The sequence below is a fragment of the Mycobacterium sp. IDUB_17 genome (genome assembly GCF_055419465.1).
In genome coordinates this window covers 183,329-210,257 of sequence record NZ_JBVAXS010000007.1, presented here as the reverse complement: position 1 = coordinate 210,257, position 26,929 = coordinate 183,329, and the positions used below count along the sequence as shown (strand labels likewise).

At 68.1% G+C, this 26,929-nt stretch carries 27 protein-coding genes; 13 read left to right on the top strand and 14 right to left on the bottom strand.

Going from position 1 to position 26,929, the window contains the following annotated elements:
- Positions 1-18: 18 nt before the first annotated feature.
- The 4 genes from ACZYZ7_RS26790 to ACZYZ7_RS26775 form a co-directional block, all read right to left on the bottom strand.
- Positions 19-636 carry a response regulator gene (locus tag ACZYZ7_RS26790; RefSeq protein ID WP_450069896.1) on the bottom strand — a complete coding sequence of 206 codons (618 nt, stop codon included), beginning with the start codon at positions 634-636 and terminating at the stop codon, positions 19-21.
- A complete protein-coding gene (locus ACZYZ7_RS26785) occupies positions 633-1,847 on the bottom strand; it encodes a sensor histidine kinase (protein WP_450069895.1) in 1,215 nt (404 codons plus the stop codon). Before ACZYZ7_RS26785 ends, ACZYZ7_RS26790 begins: the two co-directional genes overlap by 4 nt.
- Positions 1,848-1,856: 9 nt before the next feature.
- The gene (locus ACZYZ7_RS26780) at positions 1,857-3,341 is read right to left on the bottom strand and encodes a carotenoid oxygenase family protein (RefSeq protein ID WP_463742186.1); all 1,485 of its coding nucleotides are present in this window, start codon (positions 3,339-3,341) and stop codon (positions 1,857-1,859) included.
- An 84-nt stretch (positions 3,342-3,425) separates the two neighbouring features.
- Positions 3,426-4,997 carry a PucR family transcriptional regulator gene (locus ACZYZ7_RS26775; protein ID WP_450069893.1) on the bottom strand — a complete coding sequence of 524 codons (1,572 nt, stop codon included), beginning with the start codon at positions 4,995-4,997 and terminating at the stop codon, positions 3,426-3,428.
- Between the two features lie 83 nt (positions 4,998-5,080).
- Between ACZYZ7_RS26775 and pruA the strand changes: the two genes are divergently transcribed.
- Both pruA and ACZYZ7_RS26765 read left to right on the top strand, forming a co-directional pair.
- Positions 5,081-6,709 carry an L-glutamate gamma-semialdehyde dehydrogenase gene (gene pruA / locus ACZYZ7_RS26770; RefSeq protein ID WP_450069892.1) on the top strand — a complete coding sequence of 543 codons (1,629 nt, stop codon included), beginning with the start codon at positions 5,081-5,083 and terminating at the stop codon, positions 6,707-6,709.
- A gap of 1 nt (position 6,710) precedes the next feature.
- Positions 6,711-7,670 (top strand): proline dehydrogenase family protein, encoded by a 960-nt coding sequence (locus ACZYZ7_RS26765; RefSeq protein WP_450069891.1) that lies wholly within the window; start codon positions 6,711-6,713, stop codon positions 7,668-7,670.
- Between the two features lie 8 nt (positions 7,671-7,678).
- On the opposite strand, the gene ACZYZ7_RS26760 is transcribed toward ACZYZ7_RS26765, so the two are convergent.
- From ACZYZ7_RS26760 to ACZYZ7_RS26745, 4 genes are all read right to left on the bottom strand, one after another.
- Entirely contained in the window at positions 7,679-8,905 is a 1,227-nt protein-coding gene (locus ACZYZ7_RS26760; protein ID WP_450069890.1) for a type II toxin-antitoxin system HipA family toxin, read from the bottom strand.
- A complete protein-coding gene (locus ACZYZ7_RS26755) occupies positions 8,902-9,147 on the bottom strand; it encodes a helix-turn-helix domain-containing protein (RefSeq protein WP_450069889.1) in 246 nt (81 codons plus the stop codon). Before ACZYZ7_RS26755 ends, ACZYZ7_RS26760 begins: the two co-directional genes overlap by 4 nt.
- A gap of 144 nt (positions 9,148-9,291) precedes the next feature.
- Positions 9,292-9,840 carry an NUDIX domain-containing protein gene (locus ACZYZ7_RS26750; protein WP_450069888.1) on the bottom strand — a complete coding sequence of 183 codons (549 nt, stop codon included), beginning with the start codon at positions 9,838-9,840 and terminating at the stop codon, positions 9,292-9,294.
- 8 nt (positions 9,841-9,848) lie between these two features.
- A complete protein-coding gene (locus ACZYZ7_RS26745) occupies positions 9,849-10,331 on the bottom strand; it encodes a DUF309 domain-containing protein (protein WP_450069887.1) in 483 nt (160 codons plus the stop codon).
- A 78-nt stretch (positions 10,332-10,409) separates the two neighbouring features.
- Between ACZYZ7_RS26745 and ACZYZ7_RS26740 the strand changes: the two genes are divergently transcribed.
- On the top strand, positions 10,410-11,816 hold the full coding sequence (locus ACZYZ7_RS26740) for an acyl-CoA synthetase (protein WP_450069886.1): 1,407 nt from the start codon (positions 10,410-10,412) through the stop codon (positions 11,814-11,816).
- Positions 11,807-12,160 carry a VOC family protein gene (locus ACZYZ7_RS26735; protein ID WP_450069885.1) on the top strand — a complete coding sequence of 118 codons (354 nt, stop codon included), beginning with the start codon at positions 11,807-11,809 and terminating at the stop codon, positions 12,158-12,160. The genes ACZYZ7_RS26740 and ACZYZ7_RS26735 overlap by 10 nt, the downstream gene beginning before the upstream one ends.
- Before the next feature lie 310 nt (positions 12,161-12,470).
- Here the strand turns inward: ACZYZ7_RS26735 and ACZYZ7_RS26730 are convergent, their stop codons facing one another.
- Entirely contained in the window at positions 12,471-12,875 is a 405-nt protein-coding gene (locus ACZYZ7_RS26730; RefSeq protein ID WP_450069884.1) for a DUF6632 domain-containing protein, read from the bottom strand.
- Positions 12,876-12,955: 80 nt separating this feature from the next.
- The gene (dapD, locus tag ACZYZ7_RS26725) at positions 12,956-13,900 is read right to left on the bottom strand and encodes a 2,3,4,5-tetrahydropyridine-2,6-dicarboxylate N-succinyltransferase (RefSeq protein WP_450069883.1); all 945 of its coding nucleotides are present in this window, start codon (positions 13,898-13,900) and stop codon (positions 12,956-12,958) included.
- A gap of 34 nt (positions 13,901-13,934) precedes the next feature.
- Here dapD and dapE point away from each other — a divergent pair, with 34 nt between their 5' ends.
- The 3 genes from dapE (at position 13,935) to ACZYZ7_RS26710 (ending at position 17,150) form a co-directional block, all read left to right on the top strand.
- Positions 13,935-14,999: a succinyl-diaminopimelate desuccinylase gene (dapE, locus tag ACZYZ7_RS26720; protein ID WP_450069882.1), complete on the top strand. Its 1,065-nt coding sequence runs from the start codon at positions 13,935-13,937 to the stop codon at positions 14,997-14,999.
- The gene (locus ACZYZ7_RS26715; RefSeq protein ID WP_450069881.1) at positions 14,996-15,361 is read left to right on the top strand and encodes an RNA-binding S4 domain-containing protein; all 366 of its coding nucleotides are present in this window, start codon (positions 14,996-14,998) and stop codon (positions 15,359-15,361) included. The genes dapE and ACZYZ7_RS26715 overlap by 4 nt, the downstream gene beginning before the upstream one ends.
- 166 nt (positions 15,362-15,527) lie before the next feature.
- Entirely contained in the window at positions 15,528-17,150 is a 1,623-nt protein-coding gene (locus tag ACZYZ7_RS26710; RefSeq protein ID WP_450069880.1) for an ABC-F family ATP-binding cassette domain-containing protein, read from the top strand.
- Here ACZYZ7_RS26710 and ACZYZ7_RS26705 read toward each other — a convergent pair.
- The 4 genes from ACZYZ7_RS26705 to ACZYZ7_RS26690 form a co-directional block, all read right to left on the bottom strand.
- Complete coding sequence (locus ACZYZ7_RS26705) at positions 17,131-18,006, bottom strand: type VII secretion target (RefSeq protein ID WP_450069879.1); 876 nt, start codon at positions 18,004-18,006, stop codon at positions 17,131-17,133. The two genes, ACZYZ7_RS26710 and ACZYZ7_RS26705, sit on opposite strands and share 20 nt — an antisense overlap.
- A 107-nt stretch (positions 18,007-18,113) precedes the next feature.
- The gene (locus ACZYZ7_RS26700; RefSeq protein ID WP_450069878.1) at positions 18,114-20,189 is read right to left on the bottom strand and encodes an ATP-binding protein; all 2,076 of its coding nucleotides are present in this window, start codon (positions 20,187-20,189) and stop codon (positions 18,114-18,116) included.
- A gap of 10 nt (positions 20,190-20,199) precedes the next feature.
- Complete coding sequence (locus ACZYZ7_RS26695) at positions 20,200-20,589, bottom strand: anti-sigma factor antagonist (RefSeq protein WP_450069877.1); 390 nt, start codon at positions 20,587-20,589, stop codon at positions 20,200-20,202.
- A gap of 45 nt (positions 20,590-20,634) precedes the next feature.
- Positions 20,635-21,321, bottom strand: coding sequence for a TetR/AcrR family transcriptional regulator (locus tag ACZYZ7_RS26690; protein ID WP_450069876.1), 687 nt, complete (start codon positions 21,319-21,321; stop codon positions 20,635-20,637).
- A 116-nt stretch (positions 21,322-21,437) separates the two neighbouring features.
- Between ACZYZ7_RS26690 and ACZYZ7_RS26685 the strand changes: the two genes are divergently transcribed.
- From ACZYZ7_RS26685 to ACZYZ7_RS26660, 6 genes are all read left to right on the top strand, one after another.
- Positions 21,438-21,998 (top strand): LOG family protein, encoded by a 561-nt coding sequence (locus ACZYZ7_RS26685; RefSeq protein WP_135457299.1) that lies wholly within the window; start codon positions 21,438-21,440, stop codon positions 21,996-21,998.
- Between the two features lie 92 nt (positions 21,999-22,090).
- Entirely contained in the window at positions 22,091-23,869 is a 1,779-nt protein-coding gene (gene fadD6, locus ACZYZ7_RS26680) for a long-chain-acyl-CoA synthetase FadD6 (protein WP_450069875.1), read from the top strand.
- Between the two features lie 194 nt (positions 23,870-24,063).
- Positions 24,064-24,888: a dihydropteroate synthase gene (folP, locus tag ACZYZ7_RS26675; protein ID WP_135460211.1), complete on the top strand. Its 825-nt coding sequence runs from the start codon at positions 24,064-24,066 to the stop codon at positions 24,886-24,888.
- Positions 24,885-25,835: a glucosyl-3-phosphoglycerate synthase gene (locus tag ACZYZ7_RS26670; protein WP_450069874.1), complete on the top strand. Its 951-nt coding sequence runs from the start codon at positions 24,885-24,887 to the stop codon at positions 25,833-25,835. Before folP ends, ACZYZ7_RS26670 begins: the two co-directional genes overlap by 4 nt.
- 30 nt (positions 25,836-25,865) lie before the next feature.
- Positions 25,866-26,285, top strand: coding sequence for a DivIVA domain-containing protein (locus ACZYZ7_RS26665; protein WP_450069873.1), 420 nt, complete (start codon positions 25,866-25,868; stop codon positions 26,283-26,285).
- Positions 26,282-26,884 (top strand): DNA-3-methyladenine glycosylase I, encoded by a 603-nt coding sequence (locus ACZYZ7_RS26660; protein WP_450069872.1) that lies wholly within the window; start codon positions 26,282-26,284, stop codon positions 26,882-26,884. Before ACZYZ7_RS26665 ends, ACZYZ7_RS26660 begins: the two co-directional genes overlap by 4 nt.
- Positions 26,885-26,929: the final 45 nt, after the last annotated feature.

Below are 26,929 nucleotides of genomic sequence, written 5' to 3'. Positions count from 1 at the left end.
ACCCTCGCGAGAGAAACCTCAGTCGAGCAACCCGAGCGACATCGCCGTGGTGACCGCCGCCGTGCGGTCGGACACCCCCAGCTTGTGGAACGCGCGCAGCAGGTGCGTCTTCACCGTGGCCTCGCTGATGTGCAGGGCGCGGCCGATATCGGCATTGGTGGCACCCGTGCCCACCAGCCCCAGCACCTCCGCCTCGCGCGCCGACAGCGTCACCGACGGTGCACGCACCGCATGCACCAATCGGTCGGCGACGCCCGGGGCGAGCACCGTCTTGCCGCGCGCGGCGTCGCGAACTGCGCGAGCCAACTCGGCCCGCGACGCGTCCTTGAGCAGATAGCCGGTCGCGCCGGCCTCCACGGCGCGAAGGATGTCGGTGTCGCTTTCGTAGGTCGTGACGACGACGATGTGCGTCGACGGATTGTCGGCCAGGATTCGCGCGGTCGCGGTGACGCCGTCGATCCCGGGCATCCGCAGATCCATCAGGATGACGTCGGGCCGCAGCGTGTGGGCCAGCCTGATCGCCTCGGCCCCGGAGCCGGCCTCGCCGATCACGGTCAGGTCGTCCTCGGCGTCGATCATGCCGCGCAGCCCTTCACGGACCACGGGGTGGTCATCGACCAACAGAACCGTCGTCATGCCGGCACCGCCACGACGACCCGCACCCCGCCGCCGTCCGGCGTGGAAACCGTCAACGTGCCGCCGACCTGATCCAGCCGGGCCCGCATACCGCGCAGGCCGAACCCGTCGACGTGATCGGTCTGTAGACCGATGCCGTTGTCGGACAAGGAAAGTCGTACTCCGTCCGCGGCCTTCTGCAGCCGCACGTGGAGCTCGCTGGCGTGGGCATGCCGGCGCACGTTCGCCATCGCTTCCTGCGCGCTGCGCAGCAGCACCACATCGGTGGCCATGCCCAGCTGCGGCAGGTCGTCGTCGATACGTACGTCGACGGCGATGCCGGTCTCGGCGGCGAGCCCCTCGGCCTGACGGCGCAGCGCGGCGGACAGGGTGCCCTCCTCCAACGCCGCGGGGGTCAGCCGGGTCACCATCGTGCGGGCCTCGGCCAGGTTGTCCCGCGCGGTGCTGCGGATCAGCTCGACGTGGCGGGTGGCGGCGGCCGGATCGCTCTCACCTTCGGCCTGCACGGCCTGAGCCAGCGCCACGATGCTGGTGAACCCCTGGGCCAGGGTGTCATGGATTTCCCGGGCCAGCCGCTCCCGCTCCGCGGCAACCCCGGCCTCGCGGGACAGCTGAGCCAGCTGGGCCCGGCTCGCCGCCAACTCGGCGACCGTGTCGGCTAACTGCTGCCGCTGCCGCGTGGTCGTCATGATCGTCGTGCCGATGATCGGGGCCGCCACCGCGCCTACCAGCGTCACCGCGGCCACCGCGGGCAGACTCGGCCACCCCAGCCCGTGGATCGCCACGGCAAGGCCCAACGGCGCCAGGGTGACCACGAACGTCAGCGTCAGCGCCGCCGCCAGCGGCAGCGTGGCGAAGATCAGCGGGAAGAGCGCCGGAATCGCCGCGACGGCCGGCGCCGCGGCCAGCAGGGCGATCAGCCACAGGCCGATCATCACCGCCACGAACGTCGCGGTGCGTGCCCGCACCGGGCCGGTGATCGGATCCGCCTCATGAATGACGTTGCGTCCGAACACCAGAACGATCACGACCATCGCGGTGAGGGCGCCGCAAGCTACCGGTACGTTGCCGCCGAGTGTGTGCCGCAGCACCACGACCGCGACGATCGCCGCGATGCACAGCCCGCAGACGTAGGTCTCCCACATCCAATGCCAGTCCGACGGCTCGCCTACGGCCGGCCTCGACGTTGTGGGTGGACCGGTTTCGGTCATCTGCCGATGCTAACGGTCTGAGGCCACCCAGTTGCCGTGGAAGCCGTGTGGAACTCGGACCGGAATATGCACGGTGGCAACGGGTGCCAGGCTCGCGGCATCGAGCAGCACGAGATCGCTGCGGTTCTCGGCGCGGTTGTAGACGAATCCCATGACCACACCGTCGTTCTCGTCGGCGTCCGGACCGGACGGGACGAAAACGAACTCGCCGGGTTCGCGCCCCGGACCGAAGTCGACCCGATCGGTTGTGCCGTCACGCAGGTCGTGACGCAGGATGGCGTCCGGTGCCGCGTCCGGTTCCGATGGGAGGCTGACGGTGTAGCCATACCTGTGCGGCAGTCCGGTGAGCCGATCGTCGACGCGCGGGAACTCCTGGGCCGAGTCGTCGAGTCGCTGCTCGCGCACCCGGCCGGTACGAAGGTCAATGGTCCAGCGGTCCAACGTGATCGAGTCGGTGAACAACCGGTCCCCGGTGGTGAACACCTCCGGGTGCCGGACGACGTCGAGCACGATCTGCTCGCCGTCGGGCCCGGTCTGGTCGTAACCGTTGAGGGCGTGGAACACGTAGCACGGCGGCACGTCGAACCAGCGGATGTCGGTGGCCGAACCCTCCCGCGGCAGCACCCCGAGACGGGCACCATGTTCAGGTGCCCACCGGTACGGCATCGACGTCGTCGGCAGTGCCGCGCGTTCGGATCCGCGCATCGCCGCGCGCAACACGAAGTCCGGTGCCGCGTGCCGCGCGGCGAATCCGGTCAGCAGCCGCGCCGCGGCCCGCACCGGAGCGCTCTTGACCATGGTGGTGAGATCCAGCTGTACCGGCAGGTCGTAGATCACCACGTGCTTCTCGGTCAGGGTGAAGTCATGCATCATCGTGTGTGTCGGCAAGGCGATGTCCACAGTGCGCCGCACCCTGCCGTCCACGCCGGTGACGGTGTAGCTCACCAGGTTTCCGCGCAGCGGGTTGTATGAGACGGCGTGCAGCTCACCTGTTTTCGGGTCGTGCTTGGGGTGGGCGGTGAATCCGCCGAACAGTGTCCCGCAGAAATCGGACGGCCCCACCGTGTCGAGTTCGTCGGTGAGCTCGTACGGCCGCGCACCGGCCTCGGTGATCACCAGCGTCTTGCCGGCGTGGCCGATGATGTTGGTGTTGGCCGGGAAATCGAATCCTCCCGCGTGCGCGCCGCCGGCCCACTTCTCGCCAAGTAGGCGGGCCACCGACGCTGACCGAACCCAGCGGTTGCGGTACCAGGTCGCGGCACCGTCGCGCAGCCGGATCCCGTGCGCCATGCCGTCGCCAAGGAACCAGTGGTGGTGCTGCGGGTCCGGTGCCTTCAGCGGGTTGGGCCCCGTGCGCAGATAGCGCCCATCGAGGTAGTCGGGAATGGTCCCGGTGATCCTGAGGTCGGTGACGGTGACCTCGTCGTGCACCGGTGCGAAGTTTCCGCTCAGAAACGGATGTTCGGATTCCTGCTGGACCGCTTCGGTAGTCATACCCATACGGTGCCGCTTCGGCGGCTTCGGCGCGACGACTTCACGGCTGATTCGTCTGTCAACCGAACGATGGACAGGGCCGCCTCACGCCGTCGCGCGCAGACTCAACGCGAGCAGCAGTCGCACATCGGCATCGTTGAGCGAGGCCCCCAACAGCTGCTCGGCCCGGCGGATCCGGTAGCGCACGGTGTTGGGGTGTACGTGCAGATGCTGTGCCGCCGCAGCGACGTCACCGAAGCAGTCCAGGTACACGCCCAGGGTTTCGGCGAGGGTCGGCTCCTCGGCCCGCAACTGTTGCACCCGTGGATCGATCAGCCGCTCGTCGGCCGCGATCGCGGTGACGATCTCGTCGAGCAGCACGGTGGTGCGTGCCTCGGCCAGTGAAGTGACCGGGGCCAGTGTCCCGGGGTGGCGTTCGGCGGTGTCGAGCACCCGGTCCACGTCGGTGCGGGCAGCGGCCGCACCGGACAACCCGGCCACCGGGCTCGCGATGACCGCATGCAACTTCAGCCCCAATTCGGCCCGCAGAGCCGCCACGGTGCCGCGTACCCACGAAGTCACTGCCTTGCCGGTGCTGGGGAACAAGACGTAGACGCGCGAACCCACCGAGGCCATCTGTGCGTCATGGCGAAAAGCGCTGGCGCTCAACGCCAGAACATCAGCGAGCCGAGTGCCGGCAGTTCCGCCGTCGAAGCCGATCACCGCGGCTCGGCCGTCGACTGCCACCCCCAGTTCGCGGGCGATCAGGCCGATGTCGGACGCCTCGTCCGGCTCTCGCAAGCCCAGCAGTTCCTGCACCCGCACGGCATGCGTCGACGGGGCGGCGGCCAACCGGGCCATGATGCGTGCGGCCAGCACCGCGGCGCCGCGCAGCACCTCCTCGGAGTCGTCGGCGAGCGGGCGGCTGCCCTGCTGCACCCAGATGGTGCCGACAAACGCCGGGGCCCGGCGCTCGTCGACCGCGGGTGCGAAGATGCCGATCGCCAGCCGGGGGCGCAGTCCGAGTTCGGGACGCTCGGCCACCCGTACCGCCTCCGGCCGGGAGCGCAGCGCGTCGAAGATGCCCCACTGCGCGATCCAGGCCAGATGCTCCGGTGGCCCGGCCCGGCCGAGGATGGAGAGCCGCCGTAACTCGTCGGCCTCGTCGCTGGACGCCGAATAGGCCAGCACGTGTGACTGGGCGTCCTCGATGCTGACCATGCCGTGCGTGCGTTCGGCCACGGATTGGGCCAGGCTGAACAGATCGGTGCCCGAATCGTGCAGGCCGCCGTCACCGTGGTGCTCGAAGACATGGTTGACCAACCGGTAGAGCCGCTCCCAGCGGGCCCGCGGATCGACGGCGACCACCGCGGTGCCTGCGGCCACTGCACGGCTGACCACCGTCGCCGACGGCTCCTTGACGAAGATCGCGGTGGGTGCGCGGCGCGCACTCTGCTGCTCGACCCAGCGCAGCGCATCGTTCTCGGAGACGCCGAGCAGGAAGAACACGTCGGCGGCCCCCGCGGACGGTGCCAGGCCCAGCCGCACATCGTCGGAATCGATCAGCGCGGCCGAGGCCACCGGCAGATCCAGGCCGCGTGGTGCCTGCACCAGCCGGACCAGCGTGGCGTCCAGCGCCAACAGCAGTTGGCCCAGGCTGACACCCGTCGTCCGCATGTTGTCCGATTCTACTGCTGTACGCGGTTAGGCTTGTCTGATCGGACAAGTGTTGTGTGGGTCACGTCGGGGATTCTTGACTCATGGATGCCATCACCGACGTGCCCTCGCCGGCCAACGAGCCGGTCCACGACTACGCACCGGGCTCGGGCGAACGCGCCCGGCTCATCACCGCGCTCGGCGACCTCGCCGGCGCCCCGATCGACCTGCCCCACGTCATCGGCGGCAAACACACGATGGGCAGCGGCGCACGGATTGACGTCGTGCAGCCGCATCGCCACAGTGCGCGGCTGGGCACACTGACCAACGCCGAACACTCCGACGCCGGCGCGGCCATCGAAGCCGCCCTGGCCGCCAAACACGAGTGGGCGGCGATGCCGTTCGACGAACGCGCCGCGGTATTCCTACGGGCGGCCGACCTGCTGTCCGGACCGTGGCGCGAGAAGATCGCCGCCGCCACGATGCTCGGCCAGTCCAAGACCGCCTACCAGGCCGAGATCGACGCCCCCTGCGAGCTGATCGACTTCTGGCGGTTCAACGTCGAGTTCGCCCGCCAGATCCTGGCCCAGCAGCCGGTCAGCAGCCCCGGCGTCTGGAACCGCACCGACCACCGGCCGCTCGAGGGCTTCGTCTACGCCATCACCCCGTTCAACTTCACCGCGATCGCCGGCAACCTGCCCACCGCGCCCGCATTGATGGGCAACACCGTGGTGTGGAAACCCTCACCCACCCAGACCTTCGCGGCCTACTTGACCATGCAGCTCCTGGAGGTCGCCGGGCTGCCGCCCGGGGTGATCAACCTGGTGACCGGTGACGGAATCGCGGTTTCCGATGTGGCGCTGGCCGATCCGCGTCTGGCCGGCATCCACTTCACCGGGTCGACCGCCACGTTCCAGCACCTGTGGCGCGAGGTCGGCGCGAACATCGATCGCTACCACACGTATCCGCGGTTGGTCGGTGAGACCGGCGGCAAGGACTTCGTCGTCGCGCACGCCTCGGCCCGCCCGCATGTGCTGCGCACCGCGCTGATCCGCGGCGCCTTCGACTACCAGGGACAGAAGTGCTCAGCGGCCTCGCGGGCCTTCATTCCGCGGTCGGTGTGGCACGAGATGGGCGACGATTTCCTTTCGGCCACATCGGACCTCAAGTACGGCGATGTCACCGACCTGACCAATTACGGCGGAGCCGTGATCGATGAACGCGCCTTCGCCAAGAATGTCGCGGCGATCGAGCGGGCCAAGGGCGCCGCGGGCGTCACAATCGCCGCCGGCGGCGAATATGACGACAGCGAGGGCTATTTCGTGCGACCCACCGTGCTGTTGTCCGACGACCCAACCGACGAGGCCTTCTCCACGGAGTACTTCGGCCCGATCCTGGCCGTGCACGTCTATCCGGACGGGGAGTACGAGCGCATCCTCGACGTCGTGGACACCGGCGCCCGCTACGCCCTGACCGGCGCGGTGATCGCCGACGATCGCGCGGCGGTGCTCACCGCCGCCGACCGGTTGCGCAACGCGGCGGGCAACTTCTACGTCAATGACAAACCGACCGGGGCGGTCGTCGGCCAGCAGCCGTTCGGCGGATCACGGGCCTCGGGCACCAACGACAAGGCCGGCTCGGCGCTGAACCTGTTGCGCTGGACCTCGGCCCGCTCCATCAAGGAGACGTTCGTGCCGCCCACCAACCACACCTACCCGCACATGGAGGCCTGAGATGGGCGTGTTTCAGCGGGTTGCCCGCCCGACGATCCTGGCCGCATCGCACTCGTTGCGGCTGCGCCACACGGCCGAACGCCTCCCGATCACCCGCAAGGTGGTGGACCGCTTCGTCGCGGGGGAGACCGTGCCCGACGCGCTCGACACCGTTGGTGCGCTGCGGGATTCGGGTCGGTTCGTCACCGTCGACTACCTCGGCGAGGACACCACGAGCAACGAGGACGCCGAACGTACCGTGCAGGCCTACCTGGCCCTGCTCGACGGGTTGGCACGCCGCGGTGACGGTGATGCGGCAGTGCGTCCGCTGGAAGTGTCGCTCAAGCTCTCGGCGCTCGGGCAGGCGCTGCCCCGCGACGGCGAGAAAATCGCCTACGAGAACGCGCACACCATCTGCGCCAAGGCCCGCGACGTGGGGGCCTGGGTGACCGTGGACGCCGAGGACCACACCACCACGGACTCGACCCTGTCGATCGTGCGTGACCTGCGCACCGAATTCGATTGGCTGGGAACGGTTCTGCAGGCCTATCTGCATCGCACCGAGGCGGATTGCCGCGAGTTCGCCGCGGCGGGGGCCCGGATCAGGCTCTGCAAGGGCGCCTACGACGAACCCGCCTCGGTGGCCTACCGCGACGCCGAGGAGGTCACCGGCTCCTACCTACGGTGCCTGCGGGTGCTTATGGCCGGGTCGGGCTACCCGATGGTGGCCTCACACGACCCGGTGATCATGGACGCGGTACCGGCACTGGCCTCTGAATTCGGCCGTGGCGTGGACGGTTTCGAGTACCAGATGCTCTACAACATCCGAGACGCCGAACAACGCCGGCTGGCCGAGGCGGGCAACCATGTGCGCGTGTACGTTCCGTTCGGCAACGAGTGGTACGGCTACTTCGTGCGGCGATTGGCCGAGCGGCCGGCCAACCTGATGTTCTTCCTGCGCGCCCTGGCCGAGCGGCACTGAGCCGGCCGCTATTTCAGCGTGTCGATCCGTGCCGAGAGCAGGTCGGCAAGGAGTTCGGTTTGCCGTGTCGTGAACCCGATTTCGCTGCAGCGATGAGGCCACTGTTGGGCCGCGTCAACGAGGTCGTCGGTCATCCGGGCCACCGCCCGGCTGCGCAGCCCGAGCCGTTCGGCAGCATCGAGGAACCAATTCCGATCAAGACGGTTGGCACGGCCATACAGGCTCATGGCCATCGGATCCCGCCAACCGGTGTAGGGCTGCGTGGTCAGCAGGTCGTATGCCGGTGTTGGCCGCCAGAAGCCATCGGGGCAGTAGATCGACAGGTTCTTCCCGTGCAGGTCACCGTTGCCGATCAACCAGGAGAACATCACGATTCGCAACAACTCGAGGGTGGCGGCTGCCCCCGATCCGCCGCCGCGAGCGCACGCGTCACCGAGGGCGCCGATCGCGGTTTCGGTGTGGATGCGGTACTTCGAGGCCGGATAGACGCCGGCGACCTGGCAGGCGTCCTCCTGCGCGATGCGTAGATCGCCTTGACGGTCGAAGCGCTCCACCAGCAGCGCGCTGCGTCCCTGTGCGTCATGCAGGAGATGTGTCCGAGCGGTTCGAAGTCCACAGTCAGCCGCCATCTGCATGAAGAAGTGCTCATTCTCCACCAGGCGCGGAAACCCACTGGGCGGGTTGAGTTTCAGGATTGCCGGCCCTGAGGTGGTACGCGCGGGAGTCGACCACATCGCGGCGCTGACCTTGGGCTGGACTCCGGACAGCCCGACGGGGTCCGCCGCGAGGGATCCGGTGAGGTCGGCGAAGACCGCGCGAAAGTCGTTGCTGTGCTTCGGGTCGAACATCGGGGTCAAACTGGGCGCGGCGGTGCCGGACGGCAGGACGCGGACATTGCCGACGGTGTCGGCGCCGATCGCGAGAAGCAAGGTGAAGTGATCATCGGCCGACGTCTTCGTCGACGCGGTCACGATCCCCAGCCGAACCCCTTCGGGCAGGAGCCCGGCGAAGAACGTCGGAACCGCACCGCCGTGCGTCACGAGCGGGTAGTCCCCGTCGCGGGGCAGCGACCACGACACCGACCGGGCGCGGTCTGACGACCCCGGCTCCGGCGCCGCACCGGTGTAATTGAAGACAATCTCGTCGCCGCGGTCACGGGCCAGCCTCGCGACTGCGTGATCGCCGAGATACACGTCGGCCTGCTCGATTTCGCGCAGCGCCTCGAAGTCGGTCATGTGGCGGTGACCTGAACCCTGAGGCCGAGAATGTCGGCGATCTCGATGACCGAGGCCAATTTGATTGAGCCCGTGCCGTGTTCGAGGGCTTGAATGCTGTAGCGCGAGACGCCGGCGAGGTCGGCCAGGACCTGCTGGGTGAGCCCCAGCTGGATTCGCCTGGCAGCGAAGGCTGCCCCCAGTTCGGCGATCTCGGGCGTCGTCGACCTGGGGGCCGGCTTGGTGCGGCGTGGCTCGGGCATCCGTCCTCCTTATGCTCGGATTTTCATGCACAAGGTGGGTTGGCCACTGCTATTCGGGCCGGAGCGGCCTTATGCTCAATTTTCCAGGCATTGAGCCCATGGTCTCGCTCTGGTGGGCCGTTGTCAACGATTATGAGTGAAATTTCAGGCATAGCGCTGGTGTAGCGCCAGTAAGGTCAGGGCCGCCAGGCTCTGGGCATCGGTGATCTCACCGTCCCGGATCATCCGGTCCAGCTCCCCGCGGGAGAACCACGCGCTGTGCATGTCCTGTTCCTCGGGCTCGCGTTCGTGCTCACCCTCGGTGAGCCCGGTCGCCAGGAACACCCACCCCCGCTGGCTACTCATCCCGGCAGCCACGTCGAGCTGGCCCAGACGTTCCATGCTCTCGGCGCGCAGCCCGGTCTCCTCACGAAGTTCGCGGTGGGCCAGCGCAGTCGGATCCAGATGTTGCTGTTCGGGTGCGGTGCCCTGCGGGAACTCCCAGCGCCGCAGCCCCAGCGGGTACCGGAACTGCTCGACGAGGTGAAACCGATCGTGAGCGGGGTCGTACGGGATCACCAGGGCATAGGTCGGCTTGTCCACAACGGCGTAGACGCCGGTGCTGCCGTCGGGCCGGACGACGTCGTCCTCGCGCAGTGTCAACCAGTTGTTCTGGTACACCTCGCGCGTCGCAGCCTGCCGGATCGTTCCCATCGTCTCCGTTACCCGTCCACGCGCAGGCGGATGTGCAGCCGCTGTGCTTCGACGTCGCCCTCGTCGATCTCGTCGGCGAGCGTGGCGGCGAACTCGGCCAGATTCGCCACATCGATGTCATGGGGCGACGGTTGGTCGACCAGAGAAAGCCGTGCCGACGCGCGTCTCAACAGGGCCGAGGCACCGGTCCGATTGCCGCGCTGCACATGGGTGATGCCCACGGCCAGCTGTGCCAATCCCTGCCAGAGCGCACGCTCGTGATCCGGGCCGTTCTTCCACGCCGCTTCGAGTACCTCGTGAGCACCGAACGCCTGACCACGGTCGAGCAGATCCTGGGCGTACGCGAGAGTTTCAGCCGGTGAGAGCTCCAGGTCATCGGGGATCCGGGCGACGCCTTCACTGCCGTACGGCAATGGCCGGCCAAGTGCGTCGCGCGGGCGGGTGCTGCGGGGCCGGCCGGAGTCATCGCGATCGCGCGTAGCTGTGCCCATGAGCACCAGCCTCGCGCCAACTCCGCATCCTGTCGAGTGCGTGGGATCGACGGACGGCACGCCGGTAGCCTCACAAGAGTGTTGCTGGCCTCCCTGAACCCCGCAGCCGTCGCCGCCGGCGCCGAGCTCGCCGACGCTGTATCCATCGACGGTGCTGTGTTGAGCCGCAGTGATCTCGTCGGCGCCGCCACCTCGGTGGCCGAGCGCGTGGCTGTCGCGCAACGCGTCGCCGTCCTGGCGACACCGACCCCGACGACCGTCCTCGCCGTCATCGGATGCCTGATCGCCGGTGTGCCGGTGGTCCCGGTACCTGCCGACGTCGGCGCGGCAGAGCGTCGACACATCCTCGCCGACTCCGGCGCCCAGGCCTGGCTGGGGGAGCGGCCAGAGGAGACCGAGGGACTGCCGCACATCCCGGTGCGGCTGCACGCCCGGTCCTGGCACCGCTATCCCGAGCCGGCACCGAATTCGACCGCGATCATCATGTACACCTCCGGGACGACCGGAGCGCCCAAGGGCGTGCCGATCAGCCGCCAGGCCATCGCCGACGACATCGACGCGCTGGCCGCGGCATGGCAGTGGACCGCTGCCGACACCCTGGTGCACGGGCTGCCGCTGTTCCACGTGCACGGCCTGGTGCTGGGTCTGCTCGGCTCGCTGCGGATCGGAAACCGCTTCGTACACACCGGGAAACCGACACCGGCCGCGTACGCGCAGGCGCAGGGCACGCTCTACTTCGGGGTGCCGACGGTGTGGTCGCGGGTGGTCAAGGACCTCGACTCGGCGCTGGCGCTGTCCACCGCACGGCTGCTGGTCTCCGGCAGCGCGCCGCTGCCGGTGCCGGTGTTCGACGAGCTGGTGCGACTGACCGGGCACGCGCCGGTGGAGCGCTACGGCAGCACGGAATCGCTGATCACCCTCAGCACTCGGGTCGACGGTGAGCGCAGGCCCGGCTGGGTCGGGCTGCCGCTGGCCGGAGTGCAGACCCGGCTCGTCGACGACGACGGCGCGCCGGTGCCTCACGACGGCGAGACGATCGGACGGCTGCAGATCAAGGGCCCCATGGTGTTCGGCGGCTACCTCAACCGGTCCGAGGCCACCGCCGACGCCTTCGATTCCGACGGCTGGTACCGCACCGGCGACGTCGCGGTCATCGATGCCGACGGGATGCACCGCATCGTCGGGCGGGAGTCGGTGGACCTGATCAAATCGGGCGGGTACCGCATCGGCGCCGGTGAGATCGAGACCGTGCTGTTGGGTCATGACGGCGTCGACGAGGTGGCCGTGGTCGGGGTGCCCGACGACGATCTGGGGCAGCGCATCGTTGCGTTCGTTGTCGGCAATGCCGCACCCGATACGCTGATCGAGTATGTCGCCCAAGAACTTTCAGTGCACAAACGTCCTCGCGAAGTGCGACTCGTGGACAGCCTGCCCCGCAACGCCATGGGCAAGGTGATGAAAAAGGAACTGGCGCAATGGGGTTGAGGTTCTCCGAGATCTGCATCGACGCACACGATCCCGAAGCGTTGGGCGCCTGGTGGTCGGAAGCGCTGGGCTGGCCCGCACACACCGATGCCGACGGCGACGTGCTGCTCACCCCGCCGCCGGGCGCCGGCCCGATCTGGCTGTTCACTGCCGTGCCGGAGGACAAGGTGGTCAAGAACCGTCTGCATCCGGACTTCACCCCCGACGATCAACAGGCCGAGGTGGACCGGTTGATCGGCCTCGGCGCCCGCCACGTCGACGTCGGCCAGGGTGACGAAACGTGGGTGGTGCTGGCCGACCCAGAGGGCAACGAGTTCTGCGTGCTTGCTGCCGAGCAGGGGTAGCTTGGGAAGTGACGGGGCGTAGATCGCACGTCACGCCCTGCCTCGGTTTGGAGGCACGTATGAGTTTCAAAAAAGTCGCGGGAACGGCGATGATCGCGGGTGCGCTCGGCCTCGGCTCCCTCGGGTTGGGCGCCGGTTCGGCACAGGCTGACCCTGGTTGGGGTCCCGATATTCCGTGGATTCCGGGGCCTGGTTGGGTTGACTGGAATCCTGGGGTCAACTGGGGCCCGCCCGGACAGGTCAAGAAGTGGTGCCCGTGGCAATCCCCGCCAGGTCACTGGGTGGGTGGCCCGCACGGGATTCCTTGCACCTAGGGCACACTCGCGCGCTGCTTGAGGTCCGACGACACCACGAGGACCGACAACACCGCGGCCACCAGAATCAGCGCAGCGACATCACCCCACAGATGTCCCATGTGGTGACCGTCGCCGAACGATTGCACCGCCATGATGACGGCGTGGACAAAGCTTGAGCACACGGTGAACCAGATCAGGCTGAGGTTCGCCTCGGGGCGCCGCGCCGCGATCCAGAGGAAAACACCGAGGGTGGCGTAGACCCCGACGATCATCATGAAGTAGTTGGACTGATAGGGGGCACCGGGATGCCAAGCCCATCCGGACGGCCAGACCACCGCCAGCGGATAGAGCAGAAGCATCACGGTGCCGAACAGGGCCAGCGCGATCTGTAGAAGTTTGTAGCTGGTTGAGGGTGCCATTGTGCGCTCCCAGGGACCGGTTTCATCGACCGCTGACGCGATCGTCAATTCACGGTACGCTGGCGGTCCCTGCTCCGGCGCTAGTTGGCGTGCAACGCCTCGTTGAGCGTGATGCCGGTGCCGTCACGCTTGACCACCTCGACCGCACCCGAGAGCGAATTGCGGCGGAACAGCAGGTTGTTGGCCCCGGAGAGCTCGACGGCCTTGGTGGTCTGCCCGTCAGCGGTGGTCACCTTGGTGCCGCCGGTGACATACAGCCCGGCCTCGATCACGCAGTCATCGCCGAGCGAGATGCCCAGGCCGGCGTTGGCGCCCAGCAGGCAGCGCTTGCCCACCGAGATCACCTCTTTGCCGCCACCGGACAGGGTGCCCATGATCGACGCGCCGCCACCGATGTCGGAGCCGTCGTCCACCACGACACCGGCCGAGATCCGGCCCTCCACCATCGAGGTGCCCAGTGTGCCGGCGTTGAAGTTCACGAAACCTTCGTGCATGACAGTCGTGCCCGCGGCCAGGTGCGCACCCAGGCGGACGCGGTCGGCGTCGGCGATCCGCACGCCCGACGGCAACACGTAGTCGACCATCCGCGGGAACTTGTCGACGCCGTAGACCGCGACGGCACCGCGGCGGCGCAGCTTGGCGCGCACCGTCTCGAAGCCCTCGACCGCGCACGGCCCGAAGTTCGTCCACACCACGTTGGCCAGCGCTCCGAAGATGCCGTCCATGTTGGCCTCGTGCGGCTTGGTCAGCCGGTGGGAGAGCAGGTGCAGCCGCAGGTAGGCGTCATGCGCATCGGCGGGCTTGTCCGCGAGGTCGGCGATCGTGGTCCGCACCGCCACCACCTCGACACCGCGGTCGGCATCGGGGCCGGTCAGGCCCGCGAACTCAGCGGGGATGTCATCGCCGCTGAGCTTCACCGTGCCGGCATCGCCAGAGGCGCTCAGCTCGGGGGCGGGAAACCAGGTGTCCAGGACGGTCCCGTCGGCGGTGATGGTGGCCAGGCCGACGCCAGATGCTGCAGTCACGTTGGCCAAGGTTACTGGACTACCGTTGAGCATCGTGGGCCTGGATTTGACTGCTGATCCGATCGCGCTGACCGCTGCCTTGGTGGACATCCCCAGCGAGTCACGTCATGAGCAGCGCATTGCCGACGAGATCGAGGCCGCGCTACGTGCGCAGGCGCCGTGGTTCGAGGTGATCCGCAATGGTGACGCGGTGCTGGCCCGCACCCACCTGGGCCGCTCGTCGCGGGTGATGCTGGCCGGACACATCGACACCGTGCCCGCTGCCGACAACCTGCCCAGCCACATCAAGAACGGCGAGATGTGGGGCTGCGGCACCTCGGACATGAAGTCGGGTGACGCGGTGTTCCTGCACCTGGCAGCCACCATTGCCGAGCCGAGCCACGACATCACCCTGGTGATGTACGACTGCGAGGAGATCGAGTCCAGCGCCAACGGGCTGGGCCGCATCGAACGAGAGCTGCCGGACTGGCTACAGGCCGACGTCGCGATCCTCGGTGAACCGTCCGGCGGCTTCATCGAGGCGGGCTGCCAGGGCACCATCCGCGTCGTCGTCGGCGCCACCGGCACCCGCGCGCATTCCGCACGTTCCTGGCTGGGCGACAACGCCATTCACAAACTCGGTGCGGTACTTGACCGGCTCACGGCCTATCAGCCCCGCAATGTCGACATCGACGGGTGCGTCTACCGGGAAGGGCTGTCGGCAGTACGTATCGACGGCGGCATCGCCGGCAATGTCATCCCCGACGCGGCATCGGTGACCGTCAACTTCCGGTTCGCCCCCGACCGCAGCGTCGAGCAGGCCCTCGCCCACGTGCACGAGGTGTTCGACGGCCTCGACCTTGACATCGAATTGACCGACGCCGCCGCGGGCGCCCTGCCGGGGCTGGCCAAACCGGCCGCCGCCGCGCTGGTGGCCGCAGCCGGGGGACAGGTCCGTGCCAAGTACGGCTGGACGGATGTGTCCCGGTTCGCCGCGCTGGGGATACCCGCCGTCAACTACGGTCCGGGCGACCCCAACCTCGCCCACAAGGTCGACGAACGGGTCGAGATCGCCCAGATCACCGCGGTCACCGACATGCTGCGGCGCTACCTGACATGAGCACCGTCCGCGTCGACAGCTGGATCTGGGCTGTGCGCCTCACCAAGACCCGGTCCGCGGCGGCGGCCGCCTGCCGGGGCGGACACGTCCGGGTCAACAACGTGCCGGCCAAACCGGCGCAGCACGTGAGCCCCGGTGACGAGGTGCGGGTCCGGCTCGACGGACGTGAACGAATCGTGGAGGTCATCCGGCCCATCGCCAAGAGAGTCGGTCCCGCCATCGCATCGGAATGCCTGATCGACCGCAGCCCGCCACCGCCGCCCAAGGAGATGGTGGCGTCCGTTCCGGTCCGCGATCGAGGCGCCGGCCGACCCACGAAACGTGAACGGCGACAACTGGATCGATTGCGCGAGACGTTCTGAACCGTAAATCGGTTGCATGCATGCGTAGTATGGGTCTCGCATCTGCTGTCAACCAAGGTGGGCCGAAAACATGCTGGGAGACGACATCTCCGGGTGATCCCGAGAGTCGATTCGTTCCTGCCCCTCAATGCGGTGCCTGTTGCCCGCATCACTTTGGAGTACCAGCATGTCTATCGTCTGTTCCCATTTGTCGTTCTCCTGGCCCGATGACGTCGAGCTGTTCTCGGACCTGTCGTTTTCCATCGGGCCCGGCCGCACCGGCCTGGTCGCACCCAACGGCGCCGGAAAGAGCACGCTGCTCAAACTGATTGCCGGCGAGTACCGGCCCTCCGCGGGCTCAGTGGTCGCCGATGGCGCCGTCGGCTACCTGCCCCAAAGCCTGCCGTTCACAGCCGATCTCACCGTGGCCGCGGTATTGGGGATCGCTCCGGTGCTCGACGCACTGGCAGCGCTGGCCGATGGTGACGCCAGCGAGGAGGTGTTCACCGCCATCGGCGAGGACTGGGACATCGAGGAACGCTCCCGTGCCCAGTTGGACCGGCTCGGCCTGGATGACCTGGCGTTGGACCGCCGGTTGGGAACCTTGTCCGGCGGGGAAGTGGTGTCTTTGGGGCTGGCTGCCCAACTGCTGAAGCGGCCCAGTGTGCTGCTGCTCGACGAGCCCACCAACAACCTGGACAGCGAGGCCCGGCACCGCCTGTACGACGCGCTGGACAGCTACACCGGTTGCCTGCTGGTGGTCAGCCATGACCGGGTGCTGCTGGACCGGATGGATCAGATCGCCGAGCTGTACCGCGGTGAAATCGTCTTCTACGGAGGCAATTTCACCGCCTACGAGGAGGCCGGCCGCGCTGCTCAACAGGTGGCCGAGGGCAATATCCGTAACGCCGAACAACAGCTCAAGCGGGAGAAGCGCCAGATGCAGGAGGCCCGCGAGCGGGCCGCCCGACGCTCGTCGACCGCGGCGCGCAACCTCAAGGACGCCGGGCTGCCGAAGATCGTGGCGGGCAAGCTGAAACGCGATGCCCAGGAATCGGCGGCCCGCGCCGACGACGTACACGCTCGGAGAGTCGACGATGCCCGGAGCCGGCTCGACGAAGCTGAACGAGCGTTGCGTGACGACAAGGTGATTGCGTTGGATCTGCCCGACACCGTGGTGCCTGCCGGGCGCACGGTGTTCGCCGGAGACGGCTTGCAGATCAGCCGCGGCGGCCGGAAACTGTTCGCCGACAACGGGATCGACCTCTCCATCCGCGGGCCGGAACGTATCGCCCTGACCGGTCCCAACGGAGCCGGCAAGTCGACACTCTTACGCATCATCGACGGCACCCTGGAACCCGACTCAGGAACGGTGCAACGGGTTGACGGGCGCATCGCCTCCCTGTCGCAGCGCCTGGACCTGTTGGACGACGAGCGTACGGTGGCCGAGAGCCTGGCTACCGCTGCGCCGAGCTTGTCACACACCCGGCGCATGCATCTGTTGGCGCAGTTCCTGTTTCGCGGCGACCGGATCCACCTGCCGGTGGCAGCGTTGTCGGGCGGGGAGCGGTTACGGGCGACGCTGGCGTGCGTGCTCTATGCCGAACCCGCGCCCCAGTTGCTGTTGCTGGACGAGCCGACGAACAATCTCGATCTGGTCAGCGTGGGACAGCTCGAATCGGCGCTGAACGCCTACCGGGGCGCGTTCGCGGTGGTCAGTCACGACGAACGGTTCCTGGAGGCCATCGGTATCGACCGGTGGCTGCGGCTGGACGGCGGAGAGTTGAGTGCTACTGGCGCCGCGGGTTGATGTTGTGGATCTGGGTCGGCACAGTGCCGACGCCGTAGCCGTCCTCAGCTGCGGCACCGGCTGAGGCGCGATTGCCGAGTTGCTCGTAGCTGCGATCAGCGGCGGCCCCGGCCTCGCCCACAGGAGCGCGATCACCGTCATGCTTGCGGGGCTCGGCGTCGTCCCTGCCGTCGTGCTTGGCGTCGTGCTTGGCGTCGGGCTGATCCGCTGGGCCGCCCCCAGCACCATCGCCGGGCCCCTGGTGGTCGGCGGCTTTGATGGCGTTCTCGGCTCCCGCGCCACCGGTGTCCGCGGCCGTGGCAGCAGCGTCCCCGCCGCCTCCCGCTGCCTGGGTAGCGGCTTCGACAATGCCCTGCACACCCTGCATGACTTGCTGTGGCGCCTGGGTCATCGCCTGGGTCAGTCCCTGCAGCGGCTGGGTGATCGACTGCGCCATCTGCGAAGCCATCTGGCCGAACTGGCCCAGCACCTGGCCCGCACCGCCCGCTCCTGCGCCCGCGGGATCGGCGCCGCCGCCGGCGCCGGACGCCGCGGAGCCTGCGCCCTCGAGCTGATCGGCCTGGGCCTTGAGCCGGCTGGCGGATTCCATATCGCCACGGGCATATGCCTGTGAGGCCTGGCCGAGCAATTCGGCCATCCTGCTCGCGGCAAACTGGGTGGCAGCTAAGGCGCCATCACGGGACGACTGGGCACCGCCGTGCGAATTCTGGAACGGAAAGCCGATCTGGCCGTGGCTGGACGCGAGGTCCGACGGGCCGGAGAACGCATTCTTGAAGTTGTTCATGTCTTCACTGACGCTGCCGACGGTCCCTTGCAGGCCTGTGATGGCGGCCGTGTCGGCGACGAACTGGTTCATCGAGCCCCCTGGAGATCGTGCGGTCCAACTGCGCATCCTACGTTCGGCGCGGGTGGGTGCCGAGCGGGAAGTTCACTCGGCTTTTGGCAGTCACGGTCCGGTAGACCTCACGCCGAGGCTTGGCGCGCCGCATCGTCCGCAGCGGCGAGCATCCCAACGTCGCGGTACCGAGCCGAAACCTCGGCCAGAGCCGCACCATCCCCGGCCGCCAACGCGCGGGCATGATCCAACGTCAGCTGCCCGAACACGCAGTCCAGATCCACCCTTGTCAGCGCGTCGACGGCCCGGGTGTCGCCCAGCCGCACGCCGTCGTGCAAGGCCCGCAGCATCACCGCGGATTGGCCGCCGCGCTCGGCGGCCTTGGCGGCCTCGCGCGCCGCGGTCACCGCGCCCACCGAATCCTTGCGGGCAGAGCAAGTCCAGGCTCGGGCCAGTGCCAACTCAGGTGCGAACAGCATCGACTTGAGCCCGTGCCGGGACTCCGCACGGGACAGTGCTTTTCCAGCCTCGACCGGCATGCCACGCTGACCGACGGCCTGCGCCAACAACATCCAGGCCAATGGTCCCCAGGAATACCCGGTCGGTGCCAGTGCGGCGGTTGCCTTGCGCAACAACGCAATCGCCTCGTCGAAACTGCCGCGGACCAGCAGCACGTCGGCCATCAACACCTCGCCGATGGCGCGGCCGGGCTGCAGCAGCTGGGTGAAATCGGTGATGCTCTTGGCCATTTCCTGCGCCTGGTCCAGCCGGCCGGTCATCATCAGCGCCGTGGTCTGGCCGAAGCCGCTGGTGAACCGCAACAGGCCCGGATGCCCTGCCGCGAGTGCACGGTGTGCCATCGCGTCCACCTGATCGAACTGGCCGATCCGCGCGCAACTCAGTGCTGCCGTCGACCCGGCCCAACCGACCGCGGTGTCATCGGCGGCGGGGGAGGCGAGTACTTCCAGTGCCAGTCCCAAAGCCCGTTGTGGCGCACCGGCATTCATCGCGAAAGTGGCCGCCAGCGCGTCGAGCGTGATCTGGGCCGTCGGTGTCGATACCCGGCGGCGGGTGGCGCGCAGGAACGCGGTGGCGCGTTCGGGCTCCGACAGCATCCAGAACTGATTGGCCGCCTGCGGCAGTGCCCACGCCATCAACTGGTCCTCGGTCAGGTCGGCGGGGTCGATCTGCGCCAGGACGGCATCGGCCTCACGGCCGCGGCCCTGCCAGGCCAACGCGTACGCCAGGGTGAGCAGCCCCTGGAATTCACCACCCGACGCCGTCGCGGCCCGCGCCAGTCGCTCACTCAATTCCAGGTCGCCCAGTCGAAGCGCCTCGCCGGCAGCGTCCACGAGTTCGGCCGCGGGCAGTGGGGAGTCGCTGTCGAGCGCCAGCACCGCCACCCGCAGCCGGTCCACCACACCGGGGCGGGGCGCCGCAGACAGCTGCTCGACCAGCGTGCTGCGCAGCCGCCGCAGGCCGGGCCCGCCGATCGTGGCGCGTATCGCGTTGAGAAACAGCGGATGCACACAACGCGCCACCGCCTCGTCGACGCACACGACGCCGCACTGTTGCGCCTCCTGCACCGCCTCGGTGCTGGTCAGGGCTGTCAGATCGGCAAGTGGCAGCGGATCGTGCACCGCCAGTTGACGCAATACGGCTCCCGCACCGTTGGGCAGATCGGCGAGAAACGTGGCCACCTGATCGGCCAGCCGGGCGTCATCGTGGCCCGGCGGGGAGATGTCGACACGACTCACCAAGCCGTCACCCCACAACGCCGCGACGTCATCGGGTGCCTGTGCCGCGGACGCGGTGACGATGAGTTTGGCCGCGCCGCTCACCGTGAGTTGGTACACCAGGGCTGCCGACAACCGGTCCAGCAGGTGCGCGTCGTCGACGACCAGCAACAGGTCGGACCCGAGCGCCTCGCGCGCGGCTCGCAGCACTTCGGCGGTCTTGCCCGCCGAGGGGATATCGATCAGGTGCGCCACCGCGGCGAACGGGACCGCCGCAGCCGATTCGGTGCCGGCGATCCACACGACCCGGCGGAAATCGCTGGCGAGATGTTCGGCCGCGGTGCGGGCGACGGACGTCTTGCCCACACCGGCCGGGCCGAGAAGAGCCGCGCCGCGGCGCTCGTGCAGGCCGGCCTCCAGACCGTCGAGCACGCGGTCACGCGGTGCGATCACCCAGTCGACAGCCATCCACCGGATCCTATGGCGGGCGGTGGCCGTTCAACGCCGAATCGAGGTCCGGGTGCGCCGACACCGCGTCGTCCAGGCCGCATTCGGTGATGATCCGCCTGATGCTCTGCTGACGGATGACCAGCCGGACCGTGATCCCTTGCTGACGGCTGTCGACGGTCTGCTTGGCCAGGGCGACGAGTGCCCCACAGCTCATGAAGTCCAGGAATCCGGCGTCGACGATGAGCATCGAGGATTCGGGCGCGGCAGCTGCCGACTCGCTGAGCATGCGTTGCCAGGCGGATTCGTTGTGGGCATCGACCTGTCCGGAGACCTGAACGATGAGGCCTTCGGGTGTGGTGCGAGCCGTCCAGTGCAGCTCGTGATTCTGCTGGGTCGATTCCACGGTGAAACCGAGCATAACCGCCGAAGTTTACGTTGTAAACGCCCCTGTTCAGGTCCCTGGTCAGGAGCCTGACCACGTTTCGATGCGGTCGAGCAGGGCCTCCAACGCGTCCTCGAACTCGTCGGTGCTGTGGTCCTCGGCCAGCATCGATTGCAGCCGACGCAGGTTCGGGTAATCGGCCAGCGACGTATCGGGCCGTGGCTCGGTGTCGAGCACCGTCTCGTCGGGACTGAGTGCGACACCGCGGGCGGACACCTCGAGCAGCAACTGGCCCACCAGGAATGTGGTGTACGTCCGGTACGCGGCCACGGCGGCGTCATCGCTGAACCCGTAGGAGATCAGTGTCTCCAGGAACGTCTCCATCCAGCGCAGGCTGCGCAGCGGCGGCCGCACCCACGGGGCTTCCGGCGCCTCAGTTGCCACAAGTGGGAACACCTCGGGGTGTTCGATCGCGATCTGGCGCACGCCATGGCCGAGCCGGAGCAGGAAGTCCTGCCAACCATCCTCCTGGCGGCGGGCGGCGAGCTGATCGGCGTAGAGGCGGTCCACGATGTGGTTCACGATGCCGGTCAGCAGGTCACCCCGGCTGTGCACATAGCGGTAGAGCGCCATCGCCTCGACACCGCAGGCCGTACCCAGCCGTCGCATGGTCAATTTCGTCAGACCGTCGCGATCGATCAGCCCGATCGCGGTGTCCAAGATGAACTCGCGGCTCAACCGTGTCGGTTGATCGACATCGTCAGTCACCAGGATCGTCCCTCCGCGTTCCGTTCAGTCTCCCTGCGAGCCGGGGCTGAGTCCATCACCGGCGGACATTGCCCACCCGTCATCGGCGGTTCACCAGCACCCTCTAGTTTGTGTAGGTGTCCGGTGAAACTGACCGCGAGTTTGCGGTGTGTGTCTATTGCGCTTCGGGGCCTACCCATCCCGAGCTGCTGGCATTGGCCAGTGAGGTCGGGGTGGCGATCGCCAAGCGCGGATGGACGTTGATCTCCGGCGGCGGCAACGTCTCGGCCATGGGTGCGGTCGCCCGTGCGGCGCGCTCGGCGAACGGCCGCACGGTCGGCGTGATCCCCAAGGCGCTGGTGCATCGTGAACTCGCCGACGTGGACGCCGAAGAACTCGTGGTGACCGACACCATGCGGGAACGCAAGAAGGAGATGGAGGACCGCTCCGACGCGTTCATCGCCCTGCCCGGCGGCATCGGCACGTTGGAGGAGTTCTTCGAGGCCTGGACGGCGGGCTATCTGGGGATGCACGAGAAGCCCGTCGTACTGCTGGACCCGTTCGGCCACTACGACGGATTGTTGAACTGGTTGCGTGGGCTCGTCGACTCCGGCTATGTGAGCAGCCAGGCCCTCGACCGGCTGATCGTTGTCGACGAGGTCGCCGCAGCGCTCGACGTGTGCGCGCCGCTTATGTAGAACCGGCGGTAACGCCCGGTTACCCGCGCGGCTATGGTGTTGCCCACACGAGAGCCATCTCGAGACCCACACAACGCGCAGGGGGAGACCGCATGACCGACCAGAAATCGGGCACCAGGAGCAGCGTCGGCCTACTCGACCTCGCCAGCCAGGTACCCGGTCTGCTGATGGACGCGCCGGTCATCGCGCGGGGCGTCCTCACCGGAATGATGGCCCGGCCGACGGCCAAGACCTCGATCGGCAAGGTGTTCCAGGAGCGGGCTGCCCAGTACGCCGACCGGGTTTTCCTCAAGTTCGGCGACGAGCGCATCACCTACCGCGAGGCCAACGAGACGGTCAACCGCTACGCGGCGGTGCTGGCGGCCAAGGGCGTCGGCCACGGTGACGTGGTCGGGGTGATGCTGCGCAACTCGCCCGACGCGGTGCTGCTGATGCTGGCGATCGTCAAATGCGGCGCCGTCACCGGCATGCTGAACTACAACCAGCGCGGCAAGGTCCTGGCCCACAGCATCGGGCTGCTCAATGCCACGGCAGTGGTCGCCGAGTCCGACCTGATCGAGCACATCAGCGAATGCGGGGCCGAGCCCAACGGCCTGATCACGGTCGAGGAGCTGCGTCGGCTCGCGGCCACCGCGCCGACCACCAACCCGGCCAGCGCGGCGGCCGTACTGGCCAAGGACAAGGCCTTCTACATCTTCACCTCGGGCACCACCGGCATGCCTAAGGCAAGCGTCATGAGCCACTACCGCTGGCTGCGGGCCCTGGCCGGGTTCGGCGGCCTGGGACTGCGCCTGCACAGCGATGACACCCTGTACTGCTGCCTGCCGCTCTATCACAACAACGCCCTGACCGTCTCGATCGGATCGGCGCTGAACTCGGGGGCGGCACTGGCCCTGGGCAAGTCGTTCTCGGCATCCCGGTTCTGGGACGAGGTCATCGACTACGGCGCGACCGCGTTCGCCTACATCGGCGAGATCTGCGGTTACCTGCTCAACCAGCCGCCCAAGCCGACCGACCGGGCGCACAAGGTCCGCGTCATCGTCGGCAACGGGCTGCGGCCGGCCATCTGGGATGAGTTCACCCAGCGGTTCGGCATCCCGCGGGTCTGCGAGTTCTACGCCTCCAGCGAGGGCAACACCGCCTTTGTCAACGTCTTCAACGTCTCCAAGTCCACCGGCATCTGCCCGAGCCCCGTCGCATTCGTCGAATACGACGCCGCCAGCGGCGAACCGGCCCGCGCCGCCGACGGCCGGCTGCGCAGGGTCAAACGCGGCGAGCCGGGGCTGGTGCTGTCCAAGATCAGCGCGCTGCAGCCGTTCGACGGGTACACCGATCCGTCGGCCAGTGAGAAGAAGCTGGTGCGCAACGCGTTCAAGGACGGCGACGTCTGGTTCAACACCGGCGACCTGATGCGTTCTCAGGGGCTGGGCCACGCCGCATTCGCCGACCGGCTCGGTGACACCTTCCGGTGGAAGGGCGAGAACGTGGCCACCACGGAGGTGGAGGCCGCGCTCGCCGGGGACCCGGTAGTCGACGAGTGCACGGTGTTCGGTGTCGAGGTGCCCGGTGCGGGCGGCCGCGCCGGCATGGCCGCCATTCAGCTCAAGGCCGACCACGAGTTCGACGGGAAGGCGATCGCCGACGCGTTCTACGGACACCTGCCGGCCTACGCCGTGCCGTTGTTCGTTCGCGTCGTCACCGAGCTGGCCCACACCTCGACGTTCAAGAGCCAGAAGGTGGACCTGCGCAAGCAGGGCTATGGATCGGAAATCAAGGACCCGGTGTACGTGCTGGCAGGCCGGGCGGACGGCTACGTGCCGTTCTACCCCGAGTACCCCGACGAAGTGACGGCCGGTCAGCGGCCCAAGTAGTAGACGCCAGGTTCCGCGCCGATTTCTACGCCTGGGTTGTCGATCGTGTCGGGCGACGACCAACAGGTAGAAAACGGCGCGGAATCTGGCGCCAATGCTGCCGTGCATGCCGCACCAGGCACTATGGAGGCGTGTTGTCGACGTGCAATGGCCTGTTCTGCGGGCGCCCGGTCGCGGGTGACCGTGCGCTGATCATGGCGATCGTCAACCGGACGCCGGACTCGTTCTATGACCGCGGGGCCACCTTCACCGACGACGCGGCCAAGGCCGCAGCGCAGCGGGTGATCGACGAGGGCGCCGATGTGATCGACGTGGGCGGGGTCAAGGCCGGCCCGGGCAGCATGGTCGACGCCGAGGAGGAGATCGCCCGCGTCGTGCCGTTCATCGAATGGCTGCGCACCACCTATCCCGACCAGCTGATCAGCGTCGACACCTGGCGCGCCGCGGTGGCCAAACAGGCCTGTGCGGCCGGAGCCGACCTGATCAACGACACCTGGGCGGGCGCGGATCCCGGGCTGCCCGAGGTGGCCGCCGAATTCGGCGCCGGGCTGGTGTGCTCACACACCGGCGGCGCCGTGCCGCGCACCCGGCCGTTCCGGGTGAACTACGGGATCACCGAACGCGGTGTCGTCGACGACGTCATCGCCGAGGTGACCGCCGCGGCCGAACGGGCGGTAGCAACGGGTGTGCCGCGAGACCGGATCCTGATCGACCCAACCCATGATTTCGGTAAAAACACTCATCACGGTCTTAGTTTGTTGCGCCACGTAAAAGATCTTGTTAAGACCGGATGGCCAGTCCTGATGGCGCTGAGCAACAAGGATTTTGTCGGGGAGACTCTGGGTGTGGATCTGACCGAACGCCTGGAGGGCACCCTGGCCGCGACGGCGCTGGCCGCCGCAGATGGTGCCGCGATGTTCCGGGTACACGAGGTCGGACCCACGCGGCGCGTGCTGGAGATGGTCGCGTCGATCCAGGGAGTGCGGGCACCCGCACGAACAGTGAGGGGACTGGCATGACTGCACTGCCTGAACTGGATGTCACCGATGGAGTGGTGGGCCACCGCTGGCTGACCGACCACAGCTGGAACCGGCCGAGCTGGACCATCTCCGAACTGGAGGCCGCCAAGGCCGGCCGCACGGTCTCGGTGGTGCTGCCCGCCCTCAACGAGGAAGAAACCGTCGCCTCCGTCGTCGGGACCATCACCCCGCTGCTGGGCGGGCTGGTCGACGAGTTGATCGTGCTCGATTCGGGTTCCACCGACGACACCGAGATCCGTGCGGTCGCCGCGGGGGCCCGGGTGATCAGCCGTGAGGTCGCGCTACCCGAGGTTGAGCCGCAGCCGGGCAAGGGCGAGGTGCTGTGGCGGTCGCTGGCCGCCACCACGGGCGACATCATCGCCTTCGTCGACTCCGACCTGATCGACCCCGATCCGATGTTCGTTCCCAAGCTGCTGGGCCCGCTGCTGACCACCGACGGTGTGCATCTGGTCAAGGGGTTCTACCGGCGGCCGCTCAAGGTCAGCGGCGCCGAGGACGCCAACGGCGGCGGCCGGGTCACCGAACTGGTGGCGCGCCCGCTGCTGGCCTCGCTGCGCCCCGAGCTGAACTGCGTGTTCCAGCCGCTGGGCGGCGAATACGCGGGTACCCGTGAGCTGCTGACCTCGGTGCCGTTCGCGCCCGGCTACGGCGTGGAGATCGGCCTGCTGGTCGACACCTACGACCAGCTCGGCCTGGACGCCATCGCGCAGGTGAACCTGGGCGTACGGGTGCATCGCAACCGGCCGCTGACCGAGCTGGCATCGATGAGCCGGCAGGTCATCGCGACCCTGCTGTCGCGCTGCGGGATCGCCGATTCGGGGGTGGGGCTGACGCAGTTCTACGCCGACGGGGACGACTTCACCCCGCGGGTGTCGTCGGTGTCGCTGGCCGACCGCCCGCCCATGGTGACCCTGCGCCCGCGCTAGGTGTCGTATGCGTGAGGCAGTATCGAGGACGTGACACTGATACTGCTGTACCTGGTGGTGCTGGTTCTGGTGGCCACGGTGCTGTTCGGTCTGGGCAGCGTCATCTTCGGCCGGGGTGAGACGTTGCCGCCGCTTCCGCGGGGGACGACCGCCACGGTCCTGCCTGCCTCGGGCGTCACCGGTGCCGATGTGGATGCCATCAAGTTCGCCCAGGTCGTACGCGGATACAAGACCAGCGAGGTGGACTGGGTGCTGGATCGGCTGGGCCGCGAACTCGATGCGGTCCGTGGGGAACTGGCGGCAGTTCGCGCGGCCTACGGTGTGCCCGCCGACTTCGATGACGACGCTGACCTGACTGTCGGCACCGCCGACGATGACCTGACTGTCGGCACCGCCGACGCCGAGGTGTCGGCCACCGCAGGCGAGGTCCGCACCCCGGAGGAGCCATGACCGACGATGGCCGGATTGTCGGCACCGCCGACGACGGCCGGATCCGGTGCGGTTGGGTGGTCCAATCCAGTAGTGCCGCCGCGGGCGACACTCTGTACCGCGACTATCACGACACCGAGTGGGGCCGGCCGCTGCGGGATTCCGGCGCGCTGTTCGAGCGGATCAGCCTGGAGGCCTTCCAGAGCGGGCTGAGCTGGCTGACCATCCTGCGGAAGCGGGAGAACTTCCGCGCCGCATTCGACGGGTTCGACGCGGCCACGGTCGCGAAGTACACCGACGACGACGTCGAGCGGTTGATGGCCGACACCGGCATCGTGCGCAACCGGGCCAAGATCCTCGCGACCATCGCCAATGCCAGGGCAGTCACCGAGCTCGACGTCGATTTGGGTGAGCTGCTGTGGTCATTCGCCCCACCGGCCCGGCCGCGGCCCGCTGACCTGGCCCAAGTGCCTGCGGTGACCACGGAATCGACAGCCATGGCCAAGGAACTCAAGCGCCGGGGCTTCAAATTCGTCGGCCCCACCACGGCATATGCGTTGATGCAGGCCACCGGGATGGTCGATGACCACATCGCGGCCTGCTGGGTCCCGGCACAGTAATTGTGACCGGTAAAACATGCCTTCGGTCGGTATCCGACGGGTCTT

What these genes read in the sequence shown, in the direction of transcription:
- ACZYZ7_RS26700 (WP_450069878.1), bottom strand. Translation starts at nt 20,189, where the DNA reads ATGGCTGTCGACTGGGTGATCGCACCGCGTGACCGCGTGCTCGACGGT.
- ACZYZ7_RS26760 (WP_450069890.1), bottom strand. Translation starts at nt 8,905, where the DNA reads ATGACCGACTTCGAGGCGCTGCGCGAAATCGAGCAGGCCGACGTGTAT.
- ACZYZ7_RS26745 (WP_450069887.1), bottom strand. Translation starts at nt 10,331, where the DNA reads ATGGGCACAGCTACGCGCGATCGCGATGACTCCGGCCGGCCCCGCAGC.
- ACZYZ7_RS26780 (WP_463742186.1), bottom strand. Translation starts at nt 3,341, where the DNA reads ATGACTACCGAAGCGGTCCAGCAGGAATCCGAACATCCGTTTCTGAGC.
- fadD6 (WP_450069875.1), top strand. Translation starts at nt 22,091, where the DNA reads ATGACCGACCAGAAATCGGGCACCAGGAGCAGCGTCGGCCTACTCGAC.
- ACZYZ7_RS26660 (WP_450069872.1), top strand. Translation starts at nt 26,282, where the DNA reads ATGACCGACGATGGCCGGATTGTCGGCACCGCCGACGACGGCCGGATC.
- ACZYZ7_RS26785 (WP_450069895.1), bottom strand. Translation starts at nt 1,847, where the DNA reads ATGACCGAAACCGGTCCACCCACAACGTCGAGGCCGGCCGTAGGCGAG.
- ACZYZ7_RS26735 (WP_450069885.1), top strand. Translation starts at nt 11,807, where the DNA reads ATGGGGTTGAGGTTCTCCGAGATCTGCATCGACGCACACGATCCCGAA.
- ACZYZ7_RS26765 (WP_450069891.1), top strand. Translation starts at nt 6,711, where the DNA reads ATGGGCGTGTTTCAGCGGGTTGCCCGCCCGACGATCCTGGCCGCATCG.
- ACZYZ7_RS26695 (WP_450069877.1), bottom strand. Translation starts at nt 20,589, where the DNA reads ATGCTCGGTTTCACCGTGGAATCGACCCAGCAGAATCACGAGCTGCAC.
- ACZYZ7_RS26705 (WP_450069879.1), bottom strand. Translation starts at nt 18,006, where the DNA reads ATGAACCAGTTCGTCGCCGACACGGCCGCCATCACAGGCCTGCAAGGG.
- pruA (WP_450069892.1), top strand. Translation starts at nt 5,081, where the DNA reads ATGGATGCCATCACCGACGTGCCCTCGCCGGCCAACGAGCCGGTCCAC.
- ACZYZ7_RS26710 (WP_450069880.1), top strand. Translation starts at nt 15,528, where the DNA reads ATGTCTATCGTCTGTTCCCATTTGTCGTTCTCCTGGCCCGATGACGTC.
- folP (WP_135460211.1), top strand. Translation starts at nt 24,064, where the DNA reads ATGGCGATCGTCAACCGGACGCCGGACTCGTTCTATGACCGCGGGGCC.
- ACZYZ7_RS26790 (WP_450069896.1), bottom strand. Translation starts at nt 636, where the DNA reads ATGACGACGGTTCTGTTGGTCGATGACCACCCCGTGGTCCGTGAAGGG.
- ACZYZ7_RS26775 (WP_450069893.1), bottom strand. Translation starts at nt 4,997, where the DNA reads ATGCGGACGACGGGTGTCAGCCTGGGCCAACTGCTGTTGGCGCTGGAC.
- ACZYZ7_RS26715 (WP_450069881.1), top strand. Translation starts at nt 14,996, where the DNA reads ATGAGCACCGTCCGCGTCGACAGCTGGATCTGGGCTGTGCGCCTCACC.
- ACZYZ7_RS26730 (WP_450069884.1), bottom strand. Translation starts at nt 12,875, where the DNA reads ATGGCACCCTCAACCAGCTACAAACTTCTACAGATCGCGCTGGCCCTG.
- ACZYZ7_RS26670 (WP_450069874.1), top strand. Translation starts at nt 24,885, where the DNA reads ATGACTGCACTGCCTGAACTGGATGTCACCGATGGAGTGGTGGGCCAC.
- ACZYZ7_RS26755 (WP_450069889.1), bottom strand. Translation starts at nt 9,147, where the DNA reads ATGCCCGAGCCACGCCGCACCAAGCCGGCCCCCAGGTCGACGACGCCC.
- ACZYZ7_RS26750 (WP_450069888.1), bottom strand. Translation starts at nt 9,840, where the DNA reads ATGGGAACGATCCGGCAGGCTGCGACGCGCGAGGTGTACCAGAACAAC.